Source organism: Sphingomonas oligophenolica, assembly GCF_039522915.1.
GTDB classification, from domain to species: Bacteria; Pseudomonadota; Alphaproteobacteria; order Sphingomonadales; family Sphingomonadaceae; genus Sphingomonas; species Sphingomonas oligophenolica.
The window spans coordinates 38,703-58,125 of record NZ_BAAAEH010000061.1 but is presented as its reverse complement, the minus strand read 5'-3'; the positions used below and the strand labels follow the sequence as shown (position 1 = coordinate 58,125).

General features: G+C 67.4%; 16 protein-coding genes. 4 read left to right on the top strand and 12 right to left on the bottom strand.

The features are described 5' to 3' along the window. The first annotated feature begins 28 nt into the window (after positions 1–28). Together ABD050_RS27000 and ABD050_RS26995 are read left to right on the top strand one after the other, a co-directional pair. Positions 29–2,305 carry a ComEC/Rec2 family competence protein gene (locus ABD050_RS27000; protein ID WP_343892675.1) on the top strand — a complete coding sequence of 759 codons (2,277 nt, stop codon included), beginning with the start codon at positions 29–31 and terminating at the stop codon, positions 2,303–2,305. After that, the gene (locus ABD050_RS26995) at positions 2,302–2,922 is read left to right on the top strand and encodes a 2OG-Fe(II) oxygenase (RefSeq protein WP_343892674.1); all 621 of its coding nucleotides are present in this window, start codon (positions 2,302–2,304) and stop codon (positions 2,920–2,922) included. Before ABD050_RS27000 ends, ABD050_RS26995 begins: the two co-directional genes overlap by 4 nt. On the opposite strand, the gene lexA is transcribed toward ABD050_RS26995, so the two are convergent. The 5 genes from lexA to ABD050_RS26970 form a co-directional block, all read right to left on the bottom strand. Continuing rightward, entirely contained in the window at positions 2,916–3,599 is a 684-nt protein-coding gene (gene lexA, locus ABD050_RS26990) for a transcriptional repressor LexA (protein WP_343892673.1), read from the bottom strand. The genes ABD050_RS26995 and lexA overlap by 7 nt on opposite strands. Positions 3,600–3,674: 75 nt before the next feature. Next, positions 3,675–4,880 carry a molybdopterin molybdotransferase MoeA gene (locus tag ABD050_RS26985; RefSeq protein WP_343892672.1) on the bottom strand — a complete coding sequence of 402 codons (1,206 nt, stop codon included), beginning with the start codon at positions 4,878–4,880 and terminating at the stop codon, positions 3,675–3,677. A 51-nt stretch (positions 4,881–4,931) separates the two neighbouring features. Next, complete coding sequence (locus ABD050_RS26980; RefSeq protein WP_343892671.1) at positions 4,932–6,848, bottom strand: hybrid sensor histidine kinase/response regulator; 1,917 nt, start codon at positions 6,846–6,848, stop codon at positions 4,932–4,934. Positions 6,849–6,976: 128 nt separating this feature from the next. Next, the gene (locus tag ABD050_RS26975) at positions 6,977–8,671 is read right to left on the bottom strand and encodes an L-lactate permease (protein ID WP_343892670.1); all 1,695 of its coding nucleotides are present in this window, start codon (positions 8,669–8,671) and stop codon (positions 6,977–6,979) included. Positions 8,672–8,690: 19 nt separating this feature from the next. Then, complete coding sequence (locus ABD050_RS26970) at positions 8,691–10,010, bottom strand: glycerate kinase type-2 family protein (RefSeq protein ID WP_343892669.1); 1,320 nt, start codon at positions 10,008–10,010, stop codon at positions 8,691–8,693. A 163-nt stretch (positions 10,011–10,173) separates the two neighbouring features. Here ABD050_RS26970 and ABD050_RS26965 point away from each other — a divergent pair, with 163 nt between their 5' ends. Next, the gene (locus ABD050_RS26965) at positions 10,174–11,703 is read left to right on the top strand and encodes a TolB family protein (RefSeq protein WP_343892668.1); all 1,530 of its coding nucleotides are present in this window, start codon (positions 10,174–10,176) and stop codon (positions 11,701–11,703) included. A 4-nt stretch (positions 11,704–11,707) separates the two neighbouring features. Here the strand turns inward: ABD050_RS26965 and moaC are convergent, their stop codons facing one another. From moaC to ABD050_RS26940, 5 genes are read right to left on the bottom strand one after another with little or no spacing between them, the layout of a single operon-like run. Then, positions 11,708–12,175, bottom strand: coding sequence for a cyclic pyranopterin monophosphate synthase MoaC (moaC, locus tag ABD050_RS26960; RefSeq protein ID WP_343892667.1), 468 nt, complete (start codon positions 12,173–12,175; stop codon positions 11,708–11,710). Further along, positions 12,172–12,957 (bottom strand): indole-3-glycerol phosphate synthase TrpC, encoded by a 786-nt coding sequence (gene trpC / locus ABD050_RS26955; RefSeq protein WP_343892666.1) that lies wholly within the window; start codon positions 12,955–12,957, stop codon positions 12,172–12,174. The genes moaC and trpC overlap by 4 nt, the downstream gene beginning before the upstream one ends. Next, positions 12,954–13,949: an anthranilate phosphoribosyltransferase gene (trpD, locus tag ABD050_RS26950; RefSeq protein WP_343892665.1), complete on the bottom strand. Its 996-nt coding sequence runs from the start codon at positions 13,947–13,949 to the stop codon at positions 12,954–12,956. Before trpD ends, trpC begins: the two co-directional genes overlap by 4 nt. Next, positions 13,946–14,530, bottom strand: coding sequence for an anthranilate synthase component II (locus tag ABD050_RS26945; RefSeq protein ID WP_343892664.1), 585 nt, complete (start codon positions 14,528–14,530; stop codon positions 13,946–13,948). The genes trpD and ABD050_RS26945 overlap by 4 nt, the downstream gene beginning before the upstream one ends. Positions 14,531–14,541: 11 nt before the next feature. Continuing rightward, on the bottom strand, positions 14,542–15,309 hold the full coding sequence (locus ABD050_RS26940) for a phosphodiester glycosidase family protein (RefSeq protein WP_343892663.1): 768 nt from the start codon (positions 15,307–15,309) through the stop codon (positions 14,542–14,544). A gap of 153 nt (positions 15,310–15,462) precedes the next feature. Here ABD050_RS26940 and ABD050_RS26935 point away from each other — a divergent pair, with 153 nt between their 5' ends. Beyond that, positions 15,463–15,906 (top strand): hypothetical protein, encoded by a 444-nt coding sequence (locus ABD050_RS26935; protein ID WP_343892662.1) that lies wholly within the window; start codon positions 15,463–15,465, stop codon positions 15,904–15,906. 2 nt (positions 15,907–15,908) lie between these two features. Here ABD050_RS26935 and trpE read toward each other — a convergent pair whose 3' ends face one another. After that, a complete protein-coding gene (trpE, locus tag ABD050_RS26930) occupies positions 15,909–17,432 on the bottom strand; it encodes an anthranilate synthase component I (protein WP_425542520.1) in 1,524 nt (507 codons plus the stop codon). Then, positions 17,428–19,380 carry a peptidylprolyl isomerase gene (locus tag ABD050_RS26925; RefSeq protein WP_343892660.1) on the bottom strand — a complete coding sequence of 651 codons (1,953 nt, stop codon included), beginning with the start codon at positions 19,378–19,380 and terminating at the stop codon, positions 17,428–17,430. Before ABD050_RS26925 ends, trpE begins: the two co-directional genes overlap by 5 nt. Positions 19,381–19,423 lie beyond the last annotated feature (43 nt).

Sequence of the window (19,423 nt, the reverse complement as noted above, 5' to 3'; positions counted from 1 at the left end):
ACGCGCTTGCTCCCAGACTTGAAAATCGATGGCCAGTATAGCCGCCGAGGCCCCTAGCACGCGACTTCAGCGCCTCCAAATCGCGGGCTTCGACGGGCTTCGCCGGGGCAAGGCGGCGCTGGAACGCTGGTTCGAGGCCGAGCGGGACCAGCTACCCCTGTGGATACCGGTCGCCCTGGGCGGCGGCATCACAATGTGGTTCATCCTGCCCGATTCGACCTGGTGGCGAGCCGCGCTGCTTGGTTCACTCGGTTTGGCGTTTCTGGCCATGGCCGTCGGACGCCATGGCAGGGCGGGCCGTACCGTCGCCCTCGCCGCGCTGCTGGTCGCGGCGGGCATCGCGCTGATCTGGTGGCGTGCCGAGAGAGCCAGCGCGGCAATCCTCGCGCGGCCGGCGATCGTGACGTTCGAGGCACGCGTCGAGCGCGTCGAACCGTTGCCGCCACGCGGGCTCGTCAGGTTGCGGCTCGCGCCCATACGGGTGATCGCGACACCGCCGCGGCCGTGCAAGGGTCGCCGGTGCGGTTCGCGCGGGCACGAGGGCCGTTACGACCCGGCACAGGGCAGTGAGCTGCGCCCCGTGGAGCTTCCACCGCATCTCCGCGTCAACCTTGCCGATGCCGATATGCCGCCGGGGCTCTCGCGCGGGGCGACGATTCGGCTCGGGGCGCGGCTGATGCCGCCACCCGAGCCGGCGGTGCCCGGCGCTTATGATTATGGCCGCGTCGCCTGGTTCGATGGCATCGGCGGGACGGGGCGGGGCTTCGGGCCGGTCACGATCGTCGCGCCGGGCGTGGCGAACGGCAACGGGCTGCGGGAGCGGCTGTCGCGGCACATCCAGGAAAGCGTCCCCGGCGGGGCGGGTGCCATCGCCGCGGCGCTCGCGACCGGCGATCAGGGCGCAATCCCCGAAGCCGACAATGATGCAATGCGCCGATCGGGGCTCGCCCATCTCCTCTCGGTCAGCGGCTTGCATATCACGGCCGTGGTCGCGGCGGTGATGTTCCTGGTGCTTCGCCTGCTTGCGCTCAGCCCCTGGCTCGCGCTGCGGTTCCGCCTCCCGCTGATCGCGGCCGGCGCGGGCGCGCTGGCGGCGATCGGCTATACCCTGCTGACCGGCGCCGAGGTGCCGACAATCCGCTCCTGCGTTGCGGCGCTGCTCGTGCTGGTCGCGCTCGCGATGGGCCGCGAAGCGCTGACGCTGAGGCTGGTCGCGGCGGGCGCCTTCGTCGTGCTGCTCCTCTATCCTGAATCGCTCGCCGGCCCGAGCTTCCAGCTTTCCTTTGCGGCGGTCGCCTCGATCATCGCGCTGCACGAGCATCCGCGGATCAAGGCCTGGTTCGCGCCGCGCGAGGAGGGGCGGCTGCGCAAGCTCGGTCGCGACCTGACCTCGTTGCTGCTGACCGGCATCGTCGTCGAGCTTGCGCTGTTGCCGATCTCGTTGTTTCATTTCCACAAGGCGGGGATTTACGGCTCAGTCGCCAATATCGTCGCGATCCCGCTGACGACCTTCGTGACGATGCCGTTCGAGGCACTGGCGCTGTTGTTCGATTCAGTTGGTCTCGGCACGCCTTTCTGGTGGCTGACCGGGCGTTCGCTCGATCTGCTGCTGTGGATTGCGCACAAGACCGCCAGCATGCCCGGCTCGGTCGCCGCGCTGCCGGCGATGCCGGGCGGGGCTTATGGCCTGATGGTGATCGGCGGGCTGTGGATCGCGCTGTGGCGGACTCGCTGGCGGCGGCTTGGCGCGGTGCCGCTCGCGATCGGTGCGATCTGGGCGCTGCTGACGCCGACACCCGACCTGCTCGTGACGGGCGACGGCCGCCATGTCGCGCTCCGCACCGCGAGCGGTGGCCTCGCGCTGCTGCGCGACCGGGTCGGCGATTACACCGCCGATATGCTGGCCGAGAATGGCGGCGCCGACGAGAATCTGCTGCTGCTCTCCGATCAGCCCAATGCGCGCTGCAGCCGCGACCTGTGTCTCGTCGAGCGCCCGGCGGGCGGTCGCACCTGGCGGGTGCTTGCCACGCGCAGCGCCTATCTGGTGCCGACGGCGGAATTGGTCGCGGCATGCGGCGGCGCCGACATCGTCATCAGCGAACGCCGCCTGCCCGTCGCATGCCGCCCACGCTGGCTGAAACTCGACCGCGCCACGCTGGCGCAAACCGGCGGCATCGCGATCGCGCTGGGGAATAGCCGGGTCGTGACGGTCAGGCACCCGGGCGATGAGCACCCCTGGCTCGCCTCCGCCGTGCCGCCAGCGTCGTTGCGGACTCACCGGCATGGCGCGATAAGCCCGCAATGAGCGTCCAGCCCAGCCTCCTTGACCAGCCCGCGCCGCACATCCTGCGGCGCGCCTTCCTCCCTGTGGCCGAGCATCGCGCGATCCTGGACTGGTCGCTGGCACATCGCGCCTGTTTTGCGCCGTCGCTCGTCGACAGCGCGCAACTCAGGGCGAATATCCGCAGCTCCTTGACCGCGCGGCTGCCCGAGCAGGCTTGGGTGGAAGCGTTCAGGCGAAGGGTGCTGGATGCCGTCCCGGCCCTGGCCAGCGACCTCGGCATGGCGCCGTTCGCGCCGGAGACGGTGCAGCTTTCACTGATCGCCTATAATGACGGCGACTTCTACCGCCCGCATGTCGACACCGAAACCAGCCCGGCGCGCAAGAGCGACCGGGTGCTGAGCGCGGTCTATTATTTCCACACCGAGCCGAAAGCCTATTCAGGCGGCGAGCTGCGTCTCCATGCGTTCAACCCGGCCAGCAATCGCTCCGCCGACATCGCGCCCGAACAAAACGCCCTGCTGGCCTTCGCCTCGTTCGCGCGCCACGAAGTGCGTCCCGTCGCCTGTCCGTCGGGCCGGTTCGAGGATTCGCGTTTCGCGATCAATTGCTGGGTGCGTCGGGCGCTCCCGGCTCAATAGCGCCTGAGCAACCCGGCAAGCTTGCCCTGCACACGGACCTGATCGGGCGCATAACGCTGCGGATCATAGGCACGATTGGCTGGGTCTAGGCGGATCATCGCGCCTTCGCGCCGGAAATATTTGAGCGTCGCCTCGCTGTCTTCGATCAGGGCAACGACGATCTCGCCGTCGCGGGCGACATCGGTGCGCCGGATCAGCGCGTAATCACCGTCAAGGATGCCGGCCTCGACCATCGAATCCCCCGACACCTCGAGCGCATAATGCTCGCCGCCGCCGAGCAGGGCTGCGGGCACCGCGAGCATCGAATGGCCCTCGAACGCCTCGATCGGCACGCCGGCCGCGATCCGGCCGTGCAGCGGGATCTCGATCACGTCATTGGCCGGCTCGGGAAGCTTGCGGACATTACCCGCCAGTGCTGGGCCCGCCGGGGCGGTGGCGGCGGATTTTTTCGCGGTTTCGGGCCGCTCGGGCACGCGCAGCACTTCGAGCGCCCGGGCGCGGTTGGGCAGGCGGCGGATGAACTTGCGTTCCTCGAGCGCGCTGATCAGGCGGTGGACGCCCGATTTGGACTTGAGATCGAGCGCTTCCTTCATTTCCTCGAACGAGGGGGAGACCCCGGTTTCGGCGAGGCGATCATTGATGAAGCAGATCAGCTCGTGTTGCTTGCGCGTTAGCATCCCAGATCCTCCGTCGGGAACAGACTGGGAACGTTTACGCAATGTTCCAACAGTCTGTCAAGCGCCAACCCATTGTCAGGCGATGACGAGGATCTCCACCGGATCGCCCGCCATGATGGCGGGTGCGTTGGCCGGGCGAACGATCAGGCAGTCCGCGCGGGCGAGGGTGAGGAGCATCGAACTGTCCTGCAGGCCCGCCACGAAAACCAGGCCATCGCGGGTTTCGGCGCGGAGATAATCCTCGCGGTGGTCGTTTGCGGGAAGATCCTGGCCGAGGATCGCGGTGGCGAAGCGCGGCAGGGGATCAAGGGCACCCGACATGGCCGCGATCAGCGGCCTGAGGAACAGGGTGGCGGTAACGAAGGCCGAGACCGGGTTGCCGGGCAGCCCGAGCACGACTGCCTGGTTCAGCCGCCCGGCCATCATCGGCTTGCCGGGGCGCAGCGCGATCCGCCAGAAATCGAGGCTGCCGCCTGCCGCCTCGAGCGCGGGCCGGACGAGATCATGGTCGCCCACCGACGCGCCACCGGTGGTGACGAGGATATCCGCGTCGACGCGCCTGAAGGCGGCCACCGTCACATCGAACCGGTCGGGCAGGATGCCGAGGTCGAGAATCTCCACGGGCAGGTCGGCGAGCATTGCGGCGAGCATCGCGCCGTTGGATTCGGGCAGTGAGTCGCCGCCAAGCGCGATGCCGGGTGCGACGAGTTCGTCGCCGGTCGCCACGATCGCAACGCGGAGGCGGCGATTGACGGGGAGCGCACCGAGCCCTCCGGTGGCCGCCACTGCGATCCGCGCGGGCGTGAGGCGCTCGCCTTTTGCGACCAGCGTGTCGCCATGCGAGAAATCGAGCCCCTTGCGGCGGATGTTGCGGCCCAGGGTGCGCGGCCCTTCACCAGTGAGTGTCACCCGGTCGCCCTCGCGCGCCGCCTCTTCCTGGACCAGCACGGTATCGGCGCCTGCCGGCATCGCGGCGCCGGTGAAGATGCGGACAGTCTCGCCGGCGCCGACCGTGCCGGGAAAGGGACGGCCAGCCGCGCTCTCGCCGATCAGGGTGAGCGGCCCCGGGAGATCGGCGAAACGGATCGCATAGCCGTCCATCGCCGAAAGATCGGCTGAAGGCTGGGTGCGGAGCGCGACGATGTCCGCGGCCGCCCAGCGCCCGGCAGCGTCGCGCAGCGGCAGCGTTTCGGCGGCGACCGGCACGGCAAGGGCGAAGAGACGCGCGCGCGCCTCTGTGACGGGGAGAAGAGGAGAGGCTGTGCCCGAGCGCATCATCATGCCCTAGCCCTTCGGAACGCGGGGAGCCACCGGTCTTCGCGCCGCGATCCGTCAGGCAGGTTGGCGAACCGTATCGTTGACCACCCTCGCAAGCGCCGCCGCCAGGCTGTCGGCGCCATAGGGTTTCGGCAGGATATCGAAATCGCCGGCACCCCCTTTGGCGATTTCTTCGCTGTAGCCGCTCGCGAGCAGCACAGGGAGGGCCGGAAATCTTTCCCGCACGAGCCGCCCAAGCTCGACTCCGCTTTGCCCCGGCATCACCACGTCCGAAAAGACCAGGTCGACCGGTTCGGCGTCGAGCACAGCGAGCGCCTGCTCGGCGGACTCGGCGTCGATCACCCGATAGTTGAGTTCAGTGAGCAGGATATGGGCGAAATTTCGCACCTGTTCGTTGTCCTCGACCAGCAGCACGGTCTTGCCGGCGCCGTCCACCGCCTGGTTTGCGAATGTCGACCTCGCTGCGATCGACTTGTGAGAGTGCGGCAGGAGAATCCGGATTGTCGTGCCTTTTCCGGAAACCGAGTCGATCTCGACCCTGCCGCCTGCCTGTGCGGCGAAGCCATGAATCTGGGACAATCCGAGCCCGGTGCCCTTGCCGACCGCCTTGGTGGTGAAGAAAGGCTCGAACGCCCGGTCAAGAACCTCTTTCGGCATCCCCGACCCGGTATCGGACAGGGCGACGCAGACCATGTCGCCGCTCTCGTCGGCGATATTGTGCGTCGACAGCGTCAGCGTGCCGCCATTGGGCATCGCATCGCGCGCATTGATCGCCGCGTTGAGCAGCGCGGTTTCGAGTTGGGTGGAATCGACATCGACGAGTCCGAGCGTCGGGGCAAGGTCGAGCTTCACTTCGACTCCACCCCCCAGCGTCCTCGAGAGAACCTCGGCAAGAGCATCGAGCCGCACATTGAGATCGATCACTTCGGGTTTGAGCGGCTGACGGCGCCCAAAGGCAAGCAGGTGGCTGGTCAGGGTCGTCGCATGATCCGCGGTCTCGATGATCGCATTCAGATATTGAGCCCGTTTTTTCTCGTCGAGGCCGCCGCGCCGGAGCAATTCAGCCGAGCCGCGGATCACGGTTATCAGATTGTTGAAATCATGGGCGATACCACCGGTCAGCTCGCCCAAGGCCTGCAGCTTCTGCGACTGGACCAGCGCGGCGCGGGCCTGATCGAGCTCTTCCTCGACATTGCGGCGCTCGGTGACGTCCCGGGTGATCTTGGCAAAGCCGATATGGCGGCCTGAATCGTCACGGATGGGGTCGATCACGACATGCGCCCAGAACCGGGTGCCGTCCTTGCGGACCCGGATGGCTTCGGCTTCATATTTGCCCTCGGCAAGCGCCGTCGCGAGCGCGCGTGCCGGCACTCCCGCGGCGCGATCCTCGGGGGTGTAGAAGCGCGAGAAATGCTCGCCGACGATTTCCTCGAATGAATAGCCCTTGATCGCCTGGGCGCCGGCATTCCAGTTGGTGACCCTGCCATCGGTGTCGAGCATGTAGATGGCGTAGTCAGTGACTCCCTGCACGAGCAGGCGGAACCGCTGCTCGCTTTCGTAGAGCCGTCGCTCGGCTGCCTTTTTCTCGGTGATGTCCCGGGTGATCTTGGCGAAGCCGATCAGCTCTCCGGCTTCGTCGCGGATCGGATCGATGACGGCGCTCGCCCAGAAGCGCGTGCCGTCCTTCCTGATCCGCCAGCCCTCCGCTTCGAACCGCCCTTCGACTTCGGCGGCCCGAAGGGCGCGTTCGGGCATCCCCGCCGCCCGATCCTCCTCACGGAAGAAGCGGGAGTAATGCTGGCCGATGATCTCATCCGCCTCATAGCCCTTGAAACGCCGGGCGCCGGGATTCCAGCTTACGACATGCCCGCCGCGATCGAGCATATAGATCGCGTAATCGGTGACGGCGTTGACCAGCAGCTGAAAGCGCTGTTCTGACAGATCAGAATCGAAACGGCTTGGATCAGGCATGGATGCCCTTGGAAAGTCCTGAAGACTGGTTCGCACTCATCACCTACGCACCGACTCCCGCTTTGAGCAATAGACAGAGATCAACGGCTTAGTCCCGAAACGCGCCGCCTGGCATGTTCTTTCCGACCTCAACGCGGTACCAGCAGCGTAAAGGGTGGAACATAGGCTATCAACATCACCACCAGCCCGACCAGTGACGCCAGCACGAAGCTGTGCAGGAAGACATAACGCAGGATTCGCCCTTCCTGCCCGAACCATTGGGTTGCGGTCGAGGCGACGACGATGCTCTGCGCGTCGATCATCTTGCCCATCACCCCGCCCGCGCTGTTCGCGCCCGCCATCAGGACCGGGGAAAGGTGGAGTTGTTCCGACGTGACTTTCTGCAAGCCGCCGAACAGTACGTTCGAGGCCGTGTCGGATCCCGTCACCGCCACACCGAGCCAGCCGAGCATCGTGCCGAAGAACGGATACATCACGCCAGTCGCGGCAAAGGCGAGCCCCATCGTCGCATCGAGCCCGGCGAAGCGCGTGACGTTGCCGAGCGCGAGCATCGCGGCGATCGTCGAGAGGGAGGGGATCACCATCATGAAGGCGCGGCCATAGCTTTTCGCGATCCCGATCGGGCCGAGCCCGAGTAGCACGGCGCTCAGCACGCCGGCGAGCAGGATCGCCGATCCGGTCGCCGACAGCGGATTGAAGGTGTAAATCGCGGGCTCCGCCGTAGCGGTCGCGACGACGGGGGGCACGCGCAGGATCGCCATGTCGAGCCCGGGGAAATGGATCGCGCGCTTGTACACCGCGTCGAGCGCCGCCTTCACCGCCGGCATGCCCCAGAGGAAGACGACCCCCATCAGGATCAGCCAGGGCATCCACGCCTTGCGCATGGCGCCGCTATCGGGTGTGCCGGGAGCGAGGGCGATCGTGTCCTCATGCTCGGTGACATGCGCCGCGTTGATGATCGGCACGCGCTCGTCGCCCCTGGACAATGTCGCTTGGCCGACGTGCATGATGACCGCCGGTCGCCAGAAACGCAGGAACGCGACCAGGGCGACAACCGAGATCATCGCCGGTCCGATCGCGGCGAGCCACGGCCCGTGCAGATTGGAGATCAGCAACTGGCTGGTGCCGAAGGTGACCGAGACCATGACTGCGGCCGGCCACACGGCGAGCGTCCGCCGCCAGCCGCAATAGGCGACCAGCAGCCAGAAGGGCACGATCAGGCAGAAGGGCAGCATCTCGCGCCCGACCGTCGCTGACAGGTCCGCGAGCGGCAAGCCGGTCACCCCGGCGAGCGTGACCAGCGGCGTGCCGAGTGCGCCGAACGCGACCGGCGCGGTATTCGCGATCAGCGAAAGCCCCGATGCCTGGAGCCGCGTGAAGCCGAGCCCGATCAGCATCGCGCCGGTCACCGCCACCGGCGCGCCGAACCCGGCCGCGCCTTCGAAAAAGGCACCAAGGCAAAAGGCGATCAGCAGGAGCTGCAACCGACTGTCCTCGGTCACCGCGGCGATCGACTCGCGCAGGATCTGGAACTGCCCGCGCTCATTGGTCATCTGGAAGAGGAAGATGATGTTGAGGACGATCCAGCCGATCGGCAGCAGGCCATAGGCAGCGCCAAAGCCGGCGGCCCGGATCGCCAGGCTGGCCGGCATGCCGAACGCCAGGGTCGCGATCAGCAAGGCGGCGAGCAGGCCGAGCAGGGCGGCGACATAGGCGCGCATCCGCAGCAGGCCGATACAGCCGAGCAGGACAAGCAGCGGCGCCGCGGCCAGCCCGACCGAAAGCCAGGCATCATATGGATGATAGTCCTGCGACCATGTCATCGCGCATCCCCCCCTTTTATTATGTCAGGTCAGGCATCCCTTCAGGCGCGATCAGGATCGCACGCAGATCATTGACGTTGGTCCGTGTCGGCCCCGTGATGACGAGGTCGCCGAGCGCGTCGAAGAAATCATAGGCCAGGTTCGAACACAGCATCCGGCGCGCGTCCAGCCCGAGCGCCCGGGCGCGCGACAGCGTGCTGGGCGTGACGATCGCGCCGGCATTGTCCTCGGTGCCGTCGATGCCGTCAGTATCGCAGGCGATGGCGTGGATGCGCGGTGCGCCGTCGAGCGCGATGGCGAGGCCGAGCAGATATTCGAGATTGCGGCCCCCGCGACCGTGGGGATTGGTGACCCGGACGATGGTCTCACCGCCCGACAGGATCACGCGCGGCTGGCCGTCCGCCGACAAGCGCAGGGCGAGTGCTGCGTGGTCGGCGCCGAGCTGCTTCGCCTCGGCCTCGAGACGATCGCCGAGATCGGTGACCGCATAGCCCTGCTCTTCCGCGAGCCGCCGCGCCGCTGCCAGTGCATCGGCCGCCCTTGCGACGATCCGCACCTCGCTGCCGGCGAGGCCCGGCGAATCCGGTGGCGGCGTCTCATTCTCCGGGTTGCGGAGTGCCGCGATCACGCTGGCCGGCACATCGATGCCGTTGCGGGCGAGGATCTCGCGCGCCATGCCGAGGCTGGTGTGATCGGCGACAGTCGGGCCGCTCGCGACGAAGGAGGGGTCGTCGCCGGGGACATCGGAGATGATCAAGGTTGTGACCTGCGCCGGTGCCGCGGCGACGGCGAGCCGGCCGCCCTTCACCAGCGACAGATGCTTGCGGACGCTGTTGATCTCGGCGATCGTCGCGCCCGAGCGCAGCAACGCCCTGGTAACTACCTGCTTGTCCCCGAGAGAAACACCTGGCACCGGCAGCGCGAACAGGGCTGATCCCCCGCCCGAGACAAGCGCCAGCAACCGGTCTTGCGCCCCCAGCCCTCCGACCAGTTCGAGCGCATGGCGGGCCGCAGCCAGGCTTTCGGTGTCGGGCACTGGATGGCCCGCCTCGATGATCTCGAAATTGGCCGGCAGACTGTGCGGCGGGCCGGAATGGCCGTGGCGGGTTATCACCAGTCCCGATAGCGGGCCATTGATCTGACTGGCAGCGACCGAAGCCATTGCGGCTGCCGCCTTGCCGATCGCGATGATCAGCGTCCGGCCGCTGGTGGTCTCGCGGGGGATTGCGGGTGGCAGGCATCGCTCGGCGGAGACAGCGTCAACGGTGGTTTCGAACAGCGCGCGGAGCAGTGCCTGCGCGGCGGTGGAGGATGAAGATGGCAGCGGACTTCCCGACATCACAGGCTCCTCGCTCCGAGCGCTTGTCGATACCAAAGCGCTCGCCTTGCGATCCCGGTAGCGTTACCATTCGTGCCACGCAAAACCGTCCCGGACGGCATGCCGATCCGTGACGCGCAAGGGAAGGGGGACTGAAATGCAGCCGGGCCGGATCGTCGCGTGCATGCTGATGATATTCGCATTGGGCGGTGGCACCGGCGCGCGACAGCCGGGCGCGCCACATCGCCAGTCACTCGGCCTCTTCGGGCACCAGGCCGATATCGGTGCGCCGGCGCTGGCCGGTACGGCGACGTTCGACGCGGCGGCCGCGACCTATCGGGTGACCGGCGGCGGTGCGAATATCTGGGGCGGGAAGGATGCGTTCCATTTCGTCTGGACCCGACGCTCGGGCGATCTGCATGTCGCCGCCGATATCGACTGGATCGGCACCGGCGGCGATCCGCACCGCAAGGCCGGGATGATGATCCGTCAGAACCTGACTCCCGGATCGCCCTTCGCCGACGTGATGGTGCACGGCAACGGCGCGACCGCGCTGCAATATCGCGAGGTCCAGGACGGACCGACACGGGAAATCTCGTCCAATGTGCGGGCGCCGCACGGCATCCGGCTCGAGCGCGAGGGAGACTATGTCTATTTCTCGGTGACGGGCGCTGATGGGGCGCTGCACCACGCGGGCGGCAATTTCAGGATTGCACTGCCGGGCTCCTGTTATGTTGGCCTCGCAGTCTCCGCGCATGACGACAAGGTGACGGAGACAGCGGTCTTCAGCCATGTTGCGCTGACGGTGCCGGTGCTCGCCGTCGTGCCGGACACGGGGTATCCGGCAAAGGTCGAAAGCACGCTCGAGGTGATGCCGGTCGGCGTCGATGACGTCTATCGGCGGGTCGTACGCCATTTCGACGGCAAGATCGAAGCGCCGAACTGGACCCGCGACGGCACTGCCCTGGTCTATAACAGCGGTGGACTGATCTACCGGATTCCGGTGGCGGGCGGCGAGCCGGTCGCCATCGACACCGGGCCTAACCGGAAGAACAACAATGATCATGGCCTGTCGCCGGACGGGCGCGAACTGATCATCTCCGATCAGTCCGAGCCCGACAATCTGTCGCGGATTCATCTCCTGCCGCTGGCCGGATCGGCAGCGCCGCGGCTGCTGGTAAGCCATGCCGATGCGCGATCCTATTGGCATGGCTGGTCGCCGGACGGGAAGACGATCGCCTATGTCTTCGTGCGCTCGGCGACCAATGAGTATGACATCTATGCCCATGACATCGCCGACGGGGTGGAACGGCCGCTGATCAAGGGGCCGGGGGTCGATGACGGCCCTGAATATACGCCGGACGGGCGTTTCCTCTATTTCAACTCGACCCGGACCGGGGCAATGCAGATTTGGCGGGCGCTGGCGGACGGGAGCAATCCCGAGCAGGTGACGCGCGACGCCAATTATCGCGACTGGTTCCCGCATATCTCGCCCGACGGGAAGTGGATCGCGTTCGTGTCGTTCGGGCTCGATGTCGATCTCGGCGACCACCCGCCCAACCGCAACGTGATGCTGCGGATCATGCCGACCGACGGCAGCGCGCCGCCGCGGGTGCTGACCCGGCTGTTCGGCGGCCAGGGGACGATGAACGTGCCGTCCTGGTCGCCCGACAGCAAGTCGATCGCATTTGTGAGCTATCGCCTGGTGCGCTGAGGGCTCAGGCTTTCCAGTCGCCCGATTTGCCGCCGGTCTTGGTGAGCAGGCGGATGCCGGTGATCGCCATGGCTTTGTCGATCGCCTTGGCCATGTCGTAGATCGTCAACAGCGCGACCGAGACGGCGGTGAGAGCTTCCATCTCGACGCCTGTCTTCGCGTCGGTGGCGGCGGTCGCGGTGGCGGTTACGCCGGTTTCGTCCACTGTCAGGTCGATCGCGACGCGGGTGAGCGGCAAGGGGTGGCAGAGCGGGATGAGTTCGGCGGTCTTCTTGGCAGCCATGATGCCGGCGACGCGGGCGACGGCAAGGACATCGCCTTTCAGCACGGTGCCTGTGCGGATTGCGGTGGCGGCTTCGGGCGACATGATGATGCGACCGGTGGCGACCGCCTCCCGCGCGGTCGTCGCCTTGCCCGAGACATCGACCATATGCGCCGCGCCGGCGTCGTCGAGATGGGTGAGGCGGCTCATCCCACCAGCGCCCGAGTCGCCGCCTCGATATCGTGCTGGCGCATCAGCGCCTCGCCGACCAGGAAGCAATGGATGCCATGCTCGGCCATGTGGTCGAGATCGGCACGGATGGTGAGGCCGCTTTCGGCGACGAAGGTGCAGTCCTTCGGCGCCTTGTCGGCCAGCCGGTAGCTGTTCTCGAAATCGACCGTGAAATCGCGCAAGTTCCGGTTGTTGACCCCGATCAGCCGCGATTTGAGCTTCATCGCGCGCTCGAGCTCGCGCGCGTCATGGACTTCCACCAGCACATCCATGTTGCAGTCGATCGCGCTTGCCTCGATCTCGGCGAGCAGGCTGTCGTCGAGCGCCGCCATGATCAGCAGGATCGCGTCAGCGCCGATCGCGCGCGATTCGGGGACCTGCCAGGGATCGACCATGAAATCCTTGCGCAGCACCGGCAGGGTGCAGGCGTCGCGCGCTGCGGTGAGATAGCTGTCAGCGCCCTGGAACCAGGGCTCGTCGGTGAGCACCGACAGACAGGTCGCGCCACCGGCCTGATAGGCGCGGGCATGGGCGGGCGGATCGAAATCGGCGCGGATAAGGCCCTTGGAAGGGCTCGCCTTCTTGATCTCGGCGATCAGCGCATGGCCGATTGCGGCGCGGGCGTCGAGCGCGGCGCGGAAGCCGCGGGGCGGGCTCTGGCGTTCAGCCGCTGCGTCGAGCTCGGCGAGCGGCATCGTCGCCTTGCGCGCGGCGACCTCGGCGCGCTTGGTTTCGAGGATGCGGTCGAGGATGTCGGTCATGGGTAGGCGATCCAGCGGTTCAGCAGCGCCTTCGCGGCGCCGGAGTCGAGCGCTTCGGCGGCTTGCGCTGCGCCCTCGACAAGATCAGTGGCGCGCGCCGCGACCATCAGCGCGGCGGCCGCGTTGAGCAGGACGGCGTCGCGATAGGCGCCATGCTCCCCTTCGAGGAGCCGGTGGAGCGCGGCGGCGTTATAGGCCGGGTCGCCGCCGCGGATCGCCGCGATGGCGTGGCGCGCCAGGCCGGCGTCCTCCGGGGCGATGCGCGCGGGCATCGAAAGGGTGCCGACGCTGATTGCGACGGTGGGGCCGGCGCCCGAGACTTCGTCCAGACCTTCCTCGCCCGAGACGACGAGGGCCGCCTCAGTGCCGAGCTGCTCAAGCGCCTCGGCATAGGGCGCGGCATAATCGGGACGCGCGATGCCGATCAGCTGGCGCGTGACATGCGCCGGGTTGGCGAGCGGGCCCATCAGGTTGAAAATGGTGCGGCGGCCGATCCGGCGGCGGATCGGCGTGATGCGCTTCATCGCCGGGTGGTGGTTGGCGGCAAACAGAAAGGCAATGCCGATATCGCGGAGCGAACCTTCGGCATTGAGCCCGGCGCGCTCCATATCGAGGCCGAGCGCCTCGAGCGTGTCGGCGGCGCCGGCCTTGGACGAGGCGGCGCGGTTGCCATGCTTGGCGACGGGGACGCCGCAGGCAGCGACGACGATCGAGACCGCGGTCGAGACGTTCAGGGTATGGTGGCCGTCGCCGCCGGTGCCGCAGACATCGATCGCGCCGTGAGGCGCTTCGATCGGGATGAGTCGGGCGCGCAGGGCCCGGGCGGCCTCGGCGATCTCGATGCTGGTCTCGCCGCGGTCGCTGAGCGCGATGAGGAATTCGGCGACTGCCTCTTCGGAGGTCTTTGCATCGAGGATGTCGGCGAAGGCCTGGGCTGCGCTTTCATGGGAAAGCGGGGTCGAGGGATCGGGAAGGAGGGCAAGGGTGGTCACGCCGGCGCCTTCACATCGATGCCGGCAAGCCGCACGAAATTGGCGAGCAGCGCATGGCCGTGCTCGGTCGCGATGCTCTCGGGGTGGAACTGGACGCCGTGGATCGGCAGCGTCCTGTGGCGGAAGCCCATCACCGAGCCGTCGTCGGCGGTTGCGTTGACGATCAGCTCGGCGGGAATGTCCTCGACGATCAGCGAATGATAGCGGGTCGCGGTGAAGGGCGAGGGCAGGCCCTCGAACAGGCCGGTGCCGTCATGGCTGACCGGCGAGGTCTTGCCATGCATCAGACCGCCGCGCACGACATGGCCGCCGAAATGCTGGCCGATCGCCTGATGGCCGAGGCAGACGCCAAGCAGGGGCTTTCCGGCCTGAGCACAGGCAGCGACGAGATCGAGGCTGATGCCGGCCTCATTGGGCGTGCAGGGCCCGGGCGAGATCAGGAACGCTTGGGCATTGCTCGCGATGGCGTCGCGCGCGGTGAGCGTGTCGTTGCGGACGACCTTCACCTCAGCGCCGAGCTCCATCAGATAATGGACGAGGTTCCAGGTGAAGCTGTCGTAATTGTCGATGACGAGGATCATGAGCGGGGCCGCTACCGCTTTTGCAGCACGACCACAATCGGCCCGATTTTCGCGCCCCTATCCATCCGTCCCGCCACCGGATCCCAGAGGCGGGAAATCGAGCCGTCGAAATAGAGCGCGTCGGCGCAGCCGAGCTTGCGAAACAGCCGCGCGAAGCGGCCGAACGAGACGGGCGCATCGCTGATCGCGAACAACGCCTCGCCGTTCGCCGCGATGCCGACGCCGTTGCGGATGTTGAGCGAGGCGCCGTTCGCATCGAAGCCGGGATTGATCGCGCCGTCGATCACCAGCATCGGGCCTGACTGAGTCGCGAAATCCGGTGATGCAGGCCCGCGTGCGGCGAAACGGGCGGTTGTCACGATGTGCCAGCCCTTGCCATCGCCGAAGAACACGCCGTTCGGCGGAGGCGTGTAGAAATTGCCGAACCCGGTTCTCCGGTTGAGCCGTACCGCGCGCCGGCCATTTTCGACATAAAGACCGATCGGCAGGCCGGTGACGCCGAACATCCCGGCATTCATCGCAAAGGCGACGCGTGGGAGGTCCTTGCCGAGCCGGTCGGGCAGGGCAGTGAAGTCGCGCAGCGGCGCGCCGCTTGTTCCGCGATCCACCAGGATGATGTCATGCCGGGCGCGGTCGGCCGTGCAGAGGGTGAAAGGCGTGCCTTCGAACGTTTCGGCACGGCACGCCGATGCCGGCTGCGCGGCCGGGCGAGTGGTGGCGCTGCTCGCCATCGACAAAAGCGCGATGGCGGTGCAGGCGAGAAGCGGTCTCGATCTCACCGGCGATGTCCTGTTTCGGGGCCTGTTTTTGGGATTTGGCCGGCACGCCATAGCGGCGTGCCGTGGTTATGCCTATATTCGGACGACGTGGCGCTTCATTCAGGATGGAGCAATCGCGGCGGGCACATTTTTTGAGGCCTCAAGGAGATTTTCATGCTTCGCATCATCGCCGTCGCCGCCCTGATGTCATTGCCCGCGGTGGCGATCGCTCAGACGGCCCCCGCCGACGGCCAATCGGCCTCCGAGGTCAAGCAGGCTGAGACCGGCAAGCCGCCGGCGCGGATTCGCAACGTTCAGCTGACCGCCAATGAGAAATGCCCTGCGCCGGTTGGTGACGAGGTGCTGGTCTGCACGACCATCGTCGATCCGTACCGAATCCCCAAGGCACTGCGGAACCCGCCCAAGAAGGATGCCGCGAGCCAGAGCTGGGTCAATCGCGCAGCGACGCTGGACGAGGTCGGGCGCCGCGCGGGCGGGCTGCCGGACACCTGTTCGCCGGTCGGCTCGGGCGGCCAGACCGGGTGCACCGCGCAGATGCTCCAGCAATATGCCGCCGAAAAGGCCGAGAAGAAGCGCGAGGACAGCGCCATTCCCTGACCCTACTGACCGAACCCCGCATCCGCCGCCCGCGCGATCGCTTCGCGTGCGGCGGCGAGCAGGGCACCGGCTTTCGCCTCGCATTCGCGCTGCTCATAGGCGGGCTCGCTGTCGGCGACGATGCCCGCGCCGGCCTGGACGTGCATGACGCCGTCCTTCACCACCGCAGTACGGAGCACGATGCAACTGTCCATCGAGCCGTCGGGCGAGAAATAGCCGACCGCGCCGGCATAGGCGCCGCGCACCTCGGGCTCGAGCTCGGCGATGATCTCGCAGGCGCGGACCTTGGGGGCGCCGCTGACGGTGCCGGCCGGGAAGCCGGCGAACAGCGCGTCGAGCGCGTCATGGCCCGAGGCGAGCCGGCCGACCACGTTCGAGACGATGTGCATCACATGGCTGTAGAATTCAGTCGTGTAACTGGCGGTGACGCGGACGCTTCCCGCCTCGGCGACGCGGCCGACATCGTTGCGGCCGAGATCGAGCAGCATGAGATGCTCGGCGCGCTCCTTGGGATCGGCGAGCAGGCTTTCGCGATTGGCTTCGTCCTCGGCCGCGGTCTTCCCGCGCGGCCGGGTGCCGGCGATCGGGCGGATCGTGACCTCGCCGTGGCGGACGCGCACCAGGATTTCGGGGCTCGACCCGGTGATCGCGAAGCCGGGCAGATCGAGATGATAGAGGAAGGGCGAGGGATTGATCCGGCGGAGCGCGCGGTAGAGCTCGAAGGCGGGCAGGGTGAAGGGCGCGGTGAAGCGCTGGGCGAGGACGACCTGGAAGATGTCGCCGGCGAAGATATACTCCTTCGCGCGGGCGATCATCGCCGCGTAGCGCCCCTCGGGCAGTGCCGGGGCGAGCACGATGTCGGCGGCGTCGGTATCGCGGACGGGCGGCGGCAGCGCCGCGCTTGCGAGGCGCGCGGCGACCGCGTCGATCCGGTTCTGCGCCGCGGCGACGATCGCCTTCGGCGTGCGCGCCGGATCCGGCCAGACGGGCGCGACGAGAAACAGGGCGTCGGCGAGACGATCGAAGATCAGCACGACCGTCGGGCGCACGAACATCATGTCGGGCAGATCGAGCGGGTCGCTTGCCGGGCGAGCGAGGCGCTCGACCAGCCCGACCGTCTCATAGCCGAAATAGCCGACCAGGCAGGCGATCGCCGGGGGCAGTTCGGCTGGAACCTCCATCCGGCAGGTGGCGACGAGATCGCGCAGCGCCTGGAGCGTCGGCGCTGCACAGGGCTCGAAGGCGGCGCGGTCAGTCAGCCAGTGGCGGTTGATTTCCGCGTGGGGACCTTCGGCGCGGAAGACGAGATCGGGCGCGAGGCCGATCATGCTGTGCCGCCCGCGCGTCTCGCCGCCCTCGACCGATTCGAGCAGATAATCGCCGCGCCCGGGCTCGATCAGCTTGAGCGCCGCGGCGACCGGCGTTTCCGTATCGGCGATCTGGCGGCGCCACACCAGGGCCGGCCGCCCCGCGGCGAGCGCGGTGAGGGCGGCCGCGAACGGGGTCCCGGCGGTCTCCCGACTAATTGGAGCCGCCCTGGCCGGTCAGCGCAGCCTTCATGTCGGCGATCGCCTTGGCGTTCTTCTTGACCCCGACCACGCGGCGCACCGCCTCGCCGAACTGCGCGGCATATTCCTGGCCCATCGCCTTGCCGAGATCGCTGCGCGTCTGATCGATCAGACCGGGCTGCTTGCTGGCATCGCCGCGCTCGATATGGTTGAGATAGACGATATACCAGCCGGCCTTGTTGGGCGCCTCGAGCATCCTCGCGGTCTTCTCCTTCATGCTGAACAGCATCACCAGCGGTGGTGGCGGCGGCGTGCCGCGCGGCACATTGGCGAGCTGCAGGCGTGTCACGTCCGGAATCGGCTTGGAGGGGGGAAGCTGCAGCCTGGTCGCGGCGAGCGACTGGGCAAGCGGCATGCCCTTGTTGACCCGCGCGACGACGTCGATCGCCGTCTGGCGCGCGGCGCGCTGTGCCCGGTCGATGACGAAATCGCTCGCCACCTTGTCATGGATGTCGGCAAGCTTGCGGGGCGCCGCGGGGACGATGTCGGAGAGCGACACGATCGCGAAGCTGTTGCCGCCCTGGCCGAACGGAACGATCTGCGGTTCGTCGCCCTTTTCGGCGCCGAAGGCGGCGGCGAGCACCTGAGCGAAGGCCGGATCGGGCTTCGAATTGGGATCGTCCGGGTTGACGCCGTTCGACAGCAGGGGCGGCGACAGTTTCGCCTCGAGCTTCTGATCACGGACGAGCTCGTCGAAGGTCGCGCGGTTGCCGATCGCGTCGTCGATCTTGTCATGCGCGTTGCTCATCGCGATCAGCGTCTTCTGCGCGGTCAGCGCGGTGACCAGCTCGGGCCTGGCCTGCTCGAGCGATTTGCCGGCGATCTGCTGGATGCCGTCGACGCGGACGACCGTATAGCCGAGCGCCGAGCGGACCGGGCCGATGACGGCGCCCTTCGCGGCGCTGAACGCCGCGTTGGCGATCTCGGGCGAGCTCTGCGCTGCATAGGTGCTCTTCTCGACTGCCTTCAGCACGTTCGGTTCGAGGCCAATGGCGCGCGTGGCGGCGTCGATCGGCGTGCCGGCCTTCACCTTGGCGGCGAGCGCGTTGGCGGCGGCCTGGTCGGCGATGACGACCTGGACGAGGTCGCGCTTCTCGGTCGGTGCGTATTTCGCGCGGCTGGCCTGATAGGCCTGGGCGATCTCGGCGTCAGTCGGCGTGACGGCCGCCTTCATCTGATCCGGCGTGACGATCGCATAGCGGATCAGGCGCCGCTCGGGCACGGTGTAGCGCGCGATATTGCGCTTGTAGAAAGTGGCGAGCTCGGCGTCGCTCGGGGCCGCGCCCTTGCCCATCGCGGGGGTGTCGATGAAGCCGATCTCCCCGTTGCGCTTCTCGAGCAGCAGCGAGGCGTAGGGCTGGGCCACGCCGAGCGGAACCTGGGTTGCGCCGAAGGTCGGGTCGAGCAGGTGCTGGGTCAGCGTGTCGCGGGCGACTTCCTCGTGAATCTGCTTGTCGCTGAGATGCTGGCTGGCGAGGAGCTGGTCATAGGCAGTCTGGCTGAACTTGCCATCGACACCCTGCACCGACGGAATGCTCGCAATCCGGCCATCGACCAGCCTGGTCGAGGCGACCATCCCCTGCATCCTGGCATATTGGCTCAGCGCGTTGGTGTTGATGATCCCTTCGAGGGTGTTGTCCACGCCGCCGGCGGCGACGAACTGGACCATGTCGAGAGTCGGCTGCTGCTGGCGCGCATTCTGCCAGGCATTCTGGACGCGCTGGCGCAGATCGGCCGCGGGAACGTCCTCCCTGCCGACGCTCGCGACCGAATCCTTGCCGAGATTGCCGTTGCGAAGGCCGCTCACATCGCCCAGCCCGAACATGACAGCGACCAGGCCGAGCACGATGAAGGTGACGATGAGGCCGGCCTTCGAGTTGATGATACGGCGGATGAAGCTGAGCATGGTCGAAACGAGCCGATCTGATGGAGACGCGGGGAAGATGGAT